Source organism: Pseudomonas sp. (genome assembly GCF_049590575.1).
Lineage (GTDB): Bacteria > Pseudomonadota > Gammaproteobacteria > Pseudomonadales > Pseudomonadaceae > Aquipseudomonas.
Genome location: NZ_JBAWDE010000221.1, coordinates 46,442 through 56,643, shown reverse-complemented (window position 1 = coordinate 56,643; position 10,202 = coordinate 46,442). Strand labels below are relative to the sequence as shown.

The following is a 10,202-nucleotide window of genomic DNA, read 5'->3' as shown; positions in this document are numbered from 1 at the left end:
GTGCCCGGCGTTGAGGAAGTCGCGGCGCGCCTCGACCATGGCCAGGTTGTCGCCCGGGTCGCGGCTGTTTTTGTGCTGCACCGGCAACAGGTTCAGGTAACCCTGGCGCGCGCGGTCAAAACGGTGCCCGGCGGGGCACGCCACGCCATTGTCCACTGCGTTGAGCGGGGCGCTGCAAATGGGGCAGGCGAGCATCAGGCGAGCAACTTGATCAGGGTCTGGTAGTAGATTTCGGTCAGCACATCGAGGTCGCTGGCCAGGATGCGTTCGTTGACCTGGTGGATCGTCGCGTTGACCGGGCCCAGCTCGACCACCTGGGTGCCGAGCGTGGCGATAAAACGTCCATCCGAGGTGCCGCCGCTGGTGGAGGCCTTGGTTTCGCGCCCGGTGATCGCCTTGATGCTCGCCGACAACGCGTCCAACAATGCGCCTGGTTCGGTGAGGAATGGCAGGCCGGACAGCGCCCACTCCACGTGCCAGTCCAGGCCATGCTTGTCGAGAATCGCCGCAACCCGCTGTTGCAGGCCTTCGACGGTGGATTCGGTGGAGAAACGGAAATTGAACACCGCCGTCAGGTCACCGGGGATCACGTTGGTCGCGCCGGTGCCGGAGTTGAGGTTGGAAATCTGGAAGCTGGTCGGCGGGAAGAAGCTGTTGCCGTCGTCCCAATGCTCGGCGGCGAGTTCCGCCAGGGCCGGGGCGGCCAGGTGGATCGGGTTCTTCGCCAGGTGCGGGTACGCCACGTGGCCCTGTACACCGCGCACGGTCAGGGTCGCGCCGAGGGAGCCGCGACGGCCGTTCTTGACCACGTCGCCGACCAGGGTGGTGCTCGACGGCTCGCCGACGATGCACCAGTCCAGGCGCTCCTTGCGCGCGGCCAGGCGCTCGATCACGGCTTTGGTGCCGTGGTGCGCCGGGCCTTCTTCATCGCTGGTGATCAGGAAGGCGACCGAGCCCTTGTGGTCCGGGTAGTCAGTGACGAAACGCTCGGAGGCGACGAGCATCGCGGCCAGGCTGCCTTTCATGTCGGCCGCGCCACGCCCGCAGAGCATGCCGTGTTCGTCGATAAGGGCGTCGAACGGGTCGTTCTGCCAGGCCTGTACCGGGCCGGTCGGGACCACGTCGGTGTGGCCGGCAAAACACAGCACCGGGCCGTCGTGCTTGCCATGGGTGGCCCAGAAGTTGTCCACGTCCTCGATGCGCATCGGCTCAAGCTTGAACCCGGCATCGCCCAGGCGCTGCATCATCAGCTTCTGGCAGTCGGCGTCGACTGGCGTGACCGACGGGCGACGGATCAGGTCGATAGCAAGTTGAAGGGTCGGCGAAAGGTCGGCATGGGCCGTCATGGGAAAACTCCGGGCAGCGTGTAATGGGCGCAGGACGAATGTGGCATACAGAACTTGAAACGGCGCAGGACAAATGTGGGAGCTGGCAAGCCAGCTCCCACACAAAGCAGGGCCAGCCCAAGACTCACAAAAGGGCCGTTATCTTATAGCAAAACGGCGGCCAGAGGCCGCCGTTTAGTGCATTGCGCAAGTTTTTACTCAACCGTTGCCGGCTCCACCTTCGGCGCCGGTTTGGGCAGCGACGAGAGGAACGCCATGACCAACGCTGCGACGTACGGCAGCGACTGCACCAGCAGCATCACCACCCAGAAGCGGATGTCATTGCTCGGCAGACCCTGCACCAGGTAGATCCCCAGCGCCGCGCCCCACAACAGCAGCATGATGAACATTTCTTCGCGGGCTTCGGAAATCGCTACCCAGAAGCCGTGGTTATCCGCGTTTTTCGGGGTCCGAAAGAACGGAATACTGGTGGTGAAGAAGCCATACAGCACCGCCTTGGCGATGGTGTGGGACAACGCCAGCCCAGCCAGGGCCGCGCAGAACGCGTCCTTGAGGTTCACGCCCACCGCACGGCGGTACAGGAAGATGATCTTGCCCACCTTGAACACGAACAGCGCCAATGGCGGGATCGCGAAAATCAGCAGCGGCGGGTCGACCCGGGTCGGCACGATGATCATCGCCGCCGACCACAACAGTGCACCGACGGTGAAGAAAATGTTCATGCCATCCGCCACCCACGGCAACCAGCCTGCGAGGAAGTGGTAACGCTGGCCACGGGTCAGCTCGGTGCCCTTGCCACGCAGCAGGCTGGCGGTGTGGCGCTTGATGATCTGGATCGCGCCATAGGCCCAGCGGAAACGCTGTTTCTTGAAGTCGATAAAGGTATCCGGCATCAAGCCCTTGCCGTAGCTGTCGTGGTAATACGCCGCCGACAGGCCTTTTTCGAATACCCGTAGGCCAAGTTCGGCGTCTTCGCAGATGCACCAGTCGGCCCAGCCGAGTTCTTCGAGCACCGAGCGCCGGGTCATGGTCATGGTGCCGTGCTGGATGATCGCGTCACGGTCGTTGCGGGTGACCATGCCGATGTGGAAGAAGCCTTTGTATTCCGCGTAGCAGAGCTTCTTGAAGGTGCTTTCGTTCTGGTCGCGGTAATCCTGCGGCGACTGCACCACGGCGATTTTCGGGTCGGCGAAGTGCGGCACCATGTGCTTGAGCCAGTTCGGCGACACGCAGTAGTCAGAGTCGATCACCGCGATCACTTCGGCATCCTTGGCGGTGTGCGGGATCAGGTAGTTCAGCGCGCCGCCCTTGAAGCCGGCCAGGGGCGCGACGTGGAAGAACTTGAAGCGCGGGCCGAGGGTTTCGCAGTAATCGCGCACCGGCTCCCATACCGTCGGGTCCTTGGTGTTGTTGTCGATGATCAGGACTTCGTAGTCCGGGTAATCGAGGGCGGCCAGGGCGTCGAGGGTCTGCTTGACCATCTCCGGCGGCTCGTTGTAGCACGGCACATGGATCGACACTTTAGGGCGGTAGTGTGAATCCCCCTCGACGGGCAGGAATTCACGCCGGCGCTTGTGGGTCCACACCGCTTCGGCCAATTCGTGGGCTTCGGTCAGCAACACGATAAACACGCCCATGGCCCCGAGTGCCAGCAGGAAACCGACGGTCAGGCTGAACCAGGTGCTGTATTGCTGGCTGTAGTCGTAGCCGATCCACACCAGCACCGACCCGCAGAGGAATGCGATAAACGTCAGGAATGTCCGGCCACGCTGGCGCAGGGCCGAGCCGTCGATCATCAGCAGGGTCAGCGACAGCAGCGCAAGCACCACCGAGCCAATGGCCAGCACGCGCCATTGCGGGATCGCCACCACCGGGCCTTCAAAGTTGAATTTCTGCTGGCGGGCGCCGTTGAACACCCCCCAGTAAGCGCCGGCCGAGCCTTCGTCGCTGACTTTCCACGGCTGGTCAAACGCCTCGATCACGAAATAGTTGTAGCCCTGGCGGTTCAGCTTGTTCACCAGCGTACGCAGGTAAATCGCCTGGTCGGCCGGCGACGTTTCATTGCCGCCGCGCATACGCCCGTTACTCGGCCAGCCGACTTCCGACAGCAGCAGCGGCTTTTTCGGGAACAGTTTTTTCAGATCCTTGGCGCGGTCGAGTACGTACTGACCGGCTTTATCCATCGGAATATATTCCCAGAACGGCAGGATGTGCGCGGCGATCAGGTCGACGTGCTTGGCCAGTTGTGGGTTCTTTTCCCAGATGTCCCATTGCTCGGACGTCGTCACCGGCACTTTTACCGCGGCGCGTACCCGGTCCAGCAGCACGATCAATGCTTCAGGCGTGATGTCCTTGCGGAACACGGCTTCGTTACCCACCACCACCCGCACCACACTGCGCGAGCTGTTGGCGATTTCGATGGCTCGCTGGATTTCACGCTCGTTGCGTTCCAGGTCGGGGCTGATCCAGATCCCGAGGGTCACACGCAGGCCAAACTCTTCCGCCAGCCCAGGGATGTCGCCCAGGGTGCCGTCGACCGAGTAGGTACGGATGTTGTCTGTCAGCTTGCTCATGATCGCCAGGTCCTGGCGCATTTGCTCGTCAGTCGGGAACTGGTTTTTCTGGGGGAACTGGCCCTGCTGAAACGGCGAGTAGGAGAACCCGGAGATCTGTTCAGGCCAGTTGGGGGTGGTGACCGGGCGGTTGATCAGCGCCCAGAAGCCGGTGAACAGCGCGGCAATTGCCAGCACCACCACCAGGTTGAGTCCAAATTTACGCGATGACATAGCTATTTCGGGTTCCAAAGGGTGTGGAACGAAAAGAGGTGTCGGCCTACGCCGAACGGCGCGCATCCTACACCGGCCTTTCACTGACCGTACAGCAAGCCGAGAAAAACCGGACGTTGGGCAGCGAAAGACCATGTAAGTTCTTAACTTGTAGCTTGTAGGTTAAAACTTGTCGCGGCAAAGCCCTATAATGCGCGCCGGTTTTTGGGGTAATGGTCATGAGCACAGAAGATCCGCGGTTTGCAGGCGTCGCCCGCTTGTATGGCATTGAAGGGCTGGAACGCTTGAAGGCGGCCCACGTAGCGATCGTCGGGGTCGGCGGCGTGGGCTCGTGGGCGGCGGAAGCCATCGCCCGTTGCGGAGTGGGCGAAATTTCGCTGTTTGACCTGGACGATGTCTGTGTCAGCAACAGCAACCGCCAGTTGCACGCCCTGGACAGCACCGTGGGCAAGCCCAAGGTCGAGGTGATGGCCGAGCGCCTGCGCGGCATCAACCCGGATTGCACGGTGCACGCGGTGGCGGATTTCGTGACCCGCGACACCATGGCTGAATACATCACGCCGAACATCGATTGCGTGATCGACTGCATCGACGCGGTCAACGCCAAGGCCGCGCTGATCGCCTGGTGCAAGCGCCGCAAGATCCAGATCATCACCACCGGTGGCGCCGGCGGGCAGATCGACCCGACGCTGATCCAGGTCTGCGACCTGAACCGCACCTTCAATGACCCGCTGGCCTCGAAAGTGCGCTCCACCTTGCGCCGTGACTACGGTTTTTCCCGCACGGTGACCCGCCACTACAGCGTGCCGTGTGTGTTCTCCACCGAGCAGCTGCGTTACCCGAAGCCGGACGGCAGCATCTGCTTGCAGAAGAGTTTTGTGGGGGATGGGGTGAAACTGGACTGTGCCGGTGGGTTTGGCGCGGTGATGATGGTGACAGCGACCTTTGGCATGGTCGCGGCGACCAAGGCGGTGGACAAGATTGTGGCCGGGGTGCGCAGGCCGTCGGAGCGGGTCAAGCCGGCTTAAATATCATCGTCAAACACAGATCAAACTGTGTGTGGGGCCTGTGTGGGAGCTTCTACATTTGGTTTTATGTACGGCTCAATTCCCGCATGCGCTGCAGGACTGCATTCAAGCCATTGCTGCGCGACGGCGACAGTTGGCGAGAAAGCCCCAGTTGATTGAACCAGTCAGGCAAGTCGACCGCCTGCAACTCGTCCGGCGACAACCCGTTGACCCGCGCCAGCAGCAATGCGACCAAGCCACGAATCATGCGGGCCTCACTGCTGGCGGCGAACTGCCAGTGGCCGTCCTGCAAGCGCCCGACCAACCACACCAGGCTTTCACAGCCCTGCACGAGGTTGGCATCGACTTTATCCTCATCCGCCAATACGGGCAGGCGCTCGCCCCACTGCATCAGCATTCGCGCGCGTTGCTCCCAGCTGCCGACGGCCTGAAAGGCCTCCAACGCGGCAACCGCATCCACCGGCAAGCTCATCGCAGCATGTCCAACGCCTGGTCCAGCGCTTCAAAAAAGCGCTCCAGGTCATCGGAGTCGTTGTACAGCGCCAGGGACACACGGATCGCGCCGGACAAGTGCATGGCCTTCAGTAGCGGCATCGCACAATGGTGCCCCGCGCGTACGGCAATGCCTTGCTCGGTCAGCAGGTGCGCGAGGTCGGCGTTGTGCACGCCGTCCACCACAAAACTGACCAGCGCAACCTGCGGCGCGCCGAGTACACGCACGCCATTGCGCGCTTTCAGCCCGCGCAGCAGGTAGTCGTGCAGCGCTGCTTCATGCGCGATGACTGCCGTGTGGTCGAGCGAACTCAAGTAATCCAGGCTGGCGCCCAGGCCGATCACGCTGGCGATCGGCGGCGTGCCGGCTTCGAAGCCCAGCGGCGCCGGGCGGAAGCTGGCGCTTTGGTAGTCAGCCTGCTGCACCATTTCGCCTCCAAATTGCCAGTGGCGCAGGTGATGCAGGGCTTCGTTACGGCCAAACAGCACGCCGACGCCGTCCGGGCCATACAGCTTGTGGCTGGAAAATACATAAAAATCGCAGCCCAGGGCTTGCACGTCATGACGTCCATGCACGATACCTTGTGCGCCGTCGACCACGCTCAGCGCGCCATGCGCCTTGGCCAGGGCCAGCAGGGCCTCCAACGGTTGCCAGGCGCCGAGCACGTTGGACAACTGGCTCACCGCCAGCAGGCGCGTACGCGGGCCGATCAACTCGGCGGCGGCTTGCAGGTCGATCACGCCGTTTTCGCCGAGGGGCAACACCACCAGGCTCAGCGCACGACGCTTGGCCAGTTGCTGCCAGGGCAGCAGGTTGGCGTGGTGTTCCAGGGCGCTGATGACAATCTCATCGCCCGCATTGAATAAGTGCTCGAGGCCATAGGCCAAGAGGTTCAGCGCAGAGGTCGCGCCGTGGGTAAACACGATGTGCCCGCTGTCACCTGCATTTAACCACTGCGCAACCTTGCTGCGACTGTCCTCGAAGGCCTGGGTCGCGTGGGCGCCCGGCAAATGCTGGGCACGGTGCACATTGGCGGCGCCGTTGGCGTAGTAATGGCTGATCGCGTCCAACAGGGCCTGGGGTTTTTGCGTGGTGGCGGCGTTGTCCAGGTAGGTCTGGTCTTGCCGTTGCAGGGTGGCGATGGCTGGGAAATCGGCGCGCCAGGGGGAGGGCACAAGCATGGTGATCAAGACTCGTATAAGCGGGCCGCCCTTTGATGGCGCGGCCCGCTAGTGGCATCGAGTGGCTGCTTAGTTGTGAGCGTGCAGCGCTTCGTTCAGTTCGATGGCCGATTTGTGGGTTTTGCACTCCACGGCACCGGTTTCGGAGTTGCGGCGGAACAGCAGGTCCGGTTGGCCGGCCAGCTCGCGGGCCTTGACCACTTTGACCAGTTGGTTCTGCTCGTCCAGCAGCGCGACCTTGGTCCCGGCGGTCACGTACAGGCCCGACTCCACGGTATTGCGGTCGCCCAACGGGATACCGATACCGGCGTTGGCACCGATCAGGCAGCCTTCGCCGACCTTGATCACGATGTTGCCGCCGCCCGACAGGGTGCCCATGGTGGAGCAACCGCCGCCCAGATCCGAACCCTTGCCCACGAATACGCCGGCCGATACACGGCCTTCGATCATGCCCGGGCCTTCGGTGCCGGCGTTGAAGTTGACGAAACCTTCGTGCATCACGGTGGTGCCTTCGCCCACGTAGGCGCCCAGGCGGATACGCGCCGCGTCAGCGATACGCACGCCGCTCGGCACCACGTAGTCGGTCATTTTCGGGAACTTGTCCACCGAGAACACTTCCAGCAGCTCGCCACGCAGGCGCGCTTCCAGTTGGCGTTCGGCCAGCTCGTTGATGTCGATCGCGCCCTGGCTGGTCCACGCCACGTTCGGCAGCTGCGGGAACACACCGGCCAGGCTCAGGCCGTGCGGCTTGACCAGGCGATGGGACAGCAGGTGCAGCTTGAGGTAGGCCTCAGGCGTGGAGGTCAGTGCGGCGTCTTCGGCCAGCAGGGTTGCCACCAGCGGCGTATGGCTTTCGGCCAGGCGGCTGAGCAGCGCGGCCTGGGCAGCGTCGACGCCTTTAAGCGCGTCAGCCAGTTGCAGCGCCTGGGTGACGGTGAAAGTGATGGCCTGGTTGCCTTCGCTGTAGCCGAGGATCGGTGCGATGGCGGCAACGATTTCAGCCGACGGGTTGAGCAAGGGTTGTGCGTAAAACACTTCCAGCCAAGCACCTTGGCGGTTCTGAGTGCCGACGCCGAAGCCCAGGCTGAACAGGGAATTGGACATGCTGTTACCTCTACAAAAATGGAATGGCTGGCCTACTTGAGGGCCGCCGAATAACTATCTGGCTTGAAGCCAATCAGGGTTCTGTCACCGAGATCCAGCACCGGGCGCTTGATCATCGAGGGTTGTGCGAGCATCAATTCAATGGCTTTCGACTGATCGAGATCGGCTTTGCGTTCGTCTTCGAGTTTGCGAAAGGTGGTGCCCGCACGGTTCAAAACCACCTGCCAACCGTGCTCGTTGCACCATTGGGTCAAGTGTTCGCGGTCGATACCGGCCGTTTTGTAGTCGTGGAACTCATAGCTCACACCCTGCTCATCGAGCCAGGTGCGCGCCTTTTTCATGGTGTCGCAGGCTTTGATGCCGAAAAGGTGCAACGTTTTGCTTGAAGCGGTCAAGGAATTGCCCCCCTTTGGACCAATGAAACTGAAAGGTCACGGATTATGCCACGCCCAGCGCTTTTGGGTGCCGCTCGTCAGCACCGTGCGACTTTTGTGCAAAAGCCAGCGGGCCGCCTGGCCAAGTAACATAGCCGGGTAATATGGCACTTCAAAGGCCAGTTGTTGCCTGATGTGTGTCGTTGCAAGTCGATTGTCCGGGAAACCCGCGTTATGCAAACCGCCTACACCGTTCTTATCCTGCTGATGCTGGTCAGCGTTTCGCGTCTTGTCGGGCGTGTCATCCCTCTGCCGTTGCCCCTGGTGCAGATCGCCGCCGGCGCCTTGCTGGCCTGGCCCACGTTGGGGCTGCACGTAGCGCTGGATCCTGAGCTGTTCCTGTTTCTGTTCCTGCCACCTCTGTTGTTTTCCGATGGCTGGCGCATGCCCAAACGCGAGTTGTGGCGCCTGCGTGGGCCAATCCTGACGCTGGCGGTGGGGCTGGTGCTGTTCACCGTAGTCGGTGCCGGTTACTTCATTCATTGGATTCTGCCGACAATCCCATTGCCGGTTGCCTTCGCCCTGGCGGCTGTTTTATCACCGACGGACGCCGTGGCGGTGTCGGCCATTTCCCAGAATCGATTGCCAACGCCGCTGATGCACATGCTCCAGGGCGAGGCCTTGATGAATGATGCGTCGGGCCTGGTGACCTTCAAGTTCGCCCTGGCAGCGGCGTTGACCGGGGTGTTCTCCCTGGCTGACGCCAGCCTGACCTTTGTGCTGGTGGCCGTGGGTGGCCTCGCCGTGGGTGTGGCCTTGAGCTGGCTGGTCGGGCGCCTGCGCGCATGGATGATTGCCCGTGGCTGGGACGACCCGGCCACCCATGTGGTGTTCATGTTGCTGCTGCCGTTTGCCGCTTATGTGCTGGCTGAACGCCTGGGTGCGTCGGGCATTTTGTCCGCAGTCGCGGCGGGCATGATGCAAAGCTGGCTCGACCTGCTGCCGCGCCAGACGAGCACACGCTTGCTCAATCGCAGCGTCTGGGCATTGCTGGAATTTGCCTTCAATGGCCTGATCTTCCTGCTGCTGGGCCTGCAGTTGCCGGACATCATCAAGGCCGTGGTCAGCCATGAGCCGACACTCTGGCCAACCCTGTTGTATCGCTGCCTGGATGTGATTGCGATCTTTCTGGTGCTGGTGGTGTTGCGCTTTATCTGGGTGCAAAGTATTTGGCGGCTGTCGGGTTTATTACGCCGTATTCGTGGGAAAAGTGAGCTGACGATGGTGCCCACTGCGCGGTCCTGCTGGTTGCTGACCGTCGGTGGCGTGCGCGGTGCCGTGACCTTGGCCGGTGTGATGTCGGTGCCATTACTGCTGGCGCCGGGGCAAGACTTCCCCGAGCGCGACCTATTGATCTTCATCGCCGCCGGCGTGATCCTCCTTTCGCTGGTTGCCGCCTGCATCGCCTTGCCGCTGCTGTTGCGCGGCATCGAAAAGAGCCCGGATGAAAAGCGCCACAACGAAGTGCGCGAGGCCTGGAAAAAGACCGCTGTGGCCGCGATCCATGCCCTGGAGGCTGAAGAGAGCGCCGAAACAGAAACCCAGGACGCCGCCCAGGCTGCGCTCGCCACTGAGCTCAAGGCGCGGCTGATGTCGGAATACCGTCATCAATTGGACGTGTTCAACGATTCGGCCGAAGCGCAGGCGCTGGCGCTGCAGATGGACCAGCTTGAACGCAAGCTGCGGCTCAAGGCCCTGCGCGCGCAGCGTCTGGAGTTGTACAGCCTGAGCCGTCATCACCAGATCGGTGATGACGTGTTGAGGGAGATATTGGCGGATCTGGATATGAGTGAAGCCAACCTGGGTCATGTGAAATGACCCGTCGGGTGT

The 10,202-nt window shown here is 62.2% G+C and carries 9 protein-coding genes; 2 read left to right on the top strand and 7 right to left on the bottom strand.

Annotated elements, in window-relative coordinates; translation table 11 throughout:
* The 3 genes from WBR57_RS14940 to WBR57_RS14930 all read right to left on the bottom strand — a co-directional run.
* The coding region (locus WBR57_RS14940) for a putative RNA methyltransferase (RefSeq protein ID WP_424084472.1) at positions 1-195 on the bottom strand (195 nt) is incomplete at its 3' end.
* Positions 195-1,346, bottom strand: a complete 1,152-nt coding sequence (gene dapE, locus WBR57_RS14935; protein WP_424084471.1) for a succinyl-diaminopimelate desuccinylase — start codon at positions 1,344-1,346, stop codon at positions 195-197. The genes WBR57_RS14940 and dapE, both read right to left, overlap by 1 nt.
* Positions 1,347-1,540: 194 nt before the next feature.
* A complete protein-coding gene (locus WBR57_RS14930) occupies positions 1,541-4,132 on the bottom strand; it encodes a glycosyltransferase (protein WP_424084470.1) in 2,592 nt (863 codons plus the stop codon).
* Between the two features lie 218 nt (positions 4,133-4,350).
* Between WBR57_RS14930 and tcdA the strand changes: the two genes are divergently transcribed.
* Positions 4,351-5,160 carry a tRNA cyclic N6-threonylcarbamoyladenosine(37) synthase TcdA gene (tcdA, locus tag WBR57_RS14925; protein ID WP_407017898.1) on the top strand — a complete coding sequence of 270 codons (810 nt, stop codon included), beginning with the start codon at positions 4,351-4,353 and terminating at the stop codon, positions 5,158-5,160.
* 64 nt (positions 5,161-5,224) lie between these two features.
* Here tcdA and WBR57_RS14920 read toward each other — a convergent pair whose 3' ends face one another.
* From WBR57_RS14920 to WBR57_RS14905, 4 genes are all read right to left on the bottom strand, one after another.
* Positions 5,225-5,632 (bottom strand): SufE family protein, encoded by a 408-nt coding sequence (locus WBR57_RS14920; protein ID WP_424084469.1) that lies wholly within the window; start codon positions 5,630-5,632, stop codon positions 5,225-5,227.
* A complete protein-coding gene (locus WBR57_RS14915; RefSeq protein ID WP_424084468.1) occupies positions 5,629-6,834 on the bottom strand; it encodes an aminotransferase class V-fold PLP-dependent enzyme in 1,206 nt (401 codons plus the stop codon). Before WBR57_RS14915 ends, WBR57_RS14920 begins: the two co-directional genes overlap by 4 nt.
* Before the next feature lie 69 nt (positions 6,835-6,903).
* Positions 6,904-7,938 (bottom strand): 2,3,4,5-tetrahydropyridine-2,6-dicarboxylate N-succinyltransferase, encoded by a 1,035-nt coding sequence (gene dapD, locus WBR57_RS14910; protein ID WP_424084467.1) that lies wholly within the window; start codon positions 7,936-7,938, stop codon positions 6,904-6,906.
* Positions 7,939-7,970: 32 nt separating this feature from the next.
* A complete protein-coding gene (locus WBR57_RS14905; protein WP_424084466.1) occupies positions 7,971-8,333 on the bottom strand; it encodes an ArsC family reductase in 363 nt (120 codons plus the stop codon).
* 213 nt (positions 8,334-8,546) lie between these two features.
* Between WBR57_RS14905 and WBR57_RS14900 the strand changes: the two genes are divergently transcribed.
* Positions 8,547-10,190, top strand: a complete 1,644-nt coding sequence (locus WBR57_RS14900) for a Na+/H+ antiporter (protein ID WP_424084465.1) — start codon at positions 8,547-8,549, stop codon at positions 10,188-10,190.
* Positions 10,191-10,202 lie beyond the last annotated feature (12 nt).

Coding starts and splice junctions, on each gene's coding strand:
- dapE (WP_424084471.1), bottom strand. CDS start 1,346: ATGACGGCCCATGCCGACCTTTCGCCGACCCTTCAACTTGCTATCGAC.
- WBR57_RS14930 (WP_424084470.1), bottom strand. CDS start 4,132: ATGTCATCGCGTAAATTTGGACTCAACCTGGTGGTGGTGCTGGCAATT.
- tcdA (WP_407017898.1), top strand. CDS start 4,351: ATGAGCACAGAAGATCCGCGGTTTGCAGGCGTCGCCCGCTTGTATGGC.
- WBR57_RS14920 (WP_424084469.1), bottom strand. CDS start 5,632: ATGAGCTTGCCGGTGGATGCGGTTGCCGCGTTGGAGGCCTTTCAGGCC.
- WBR57_RS14915 (WP_424084468.1), bottom strand. CDS start 6,834: ATGCTTGTGCCCTCCCCCTGGCGCGCCGATTTCCCAGCCATCGCCACC.
- dapD (WP_424084467.1), bottom strand. CDS start 7,938: ATGTCCAATTCCCTGTTCAGCCTGGGCTTCGGCGTCGGCACTCAGAAC.
- WBR57_RS14900 (WP_424084465.1), top strand. CDS start 8,547: ATGCAAACCGCCTACACCGTTCTTATCCTGCTGATGCTGGTCAGCGTT.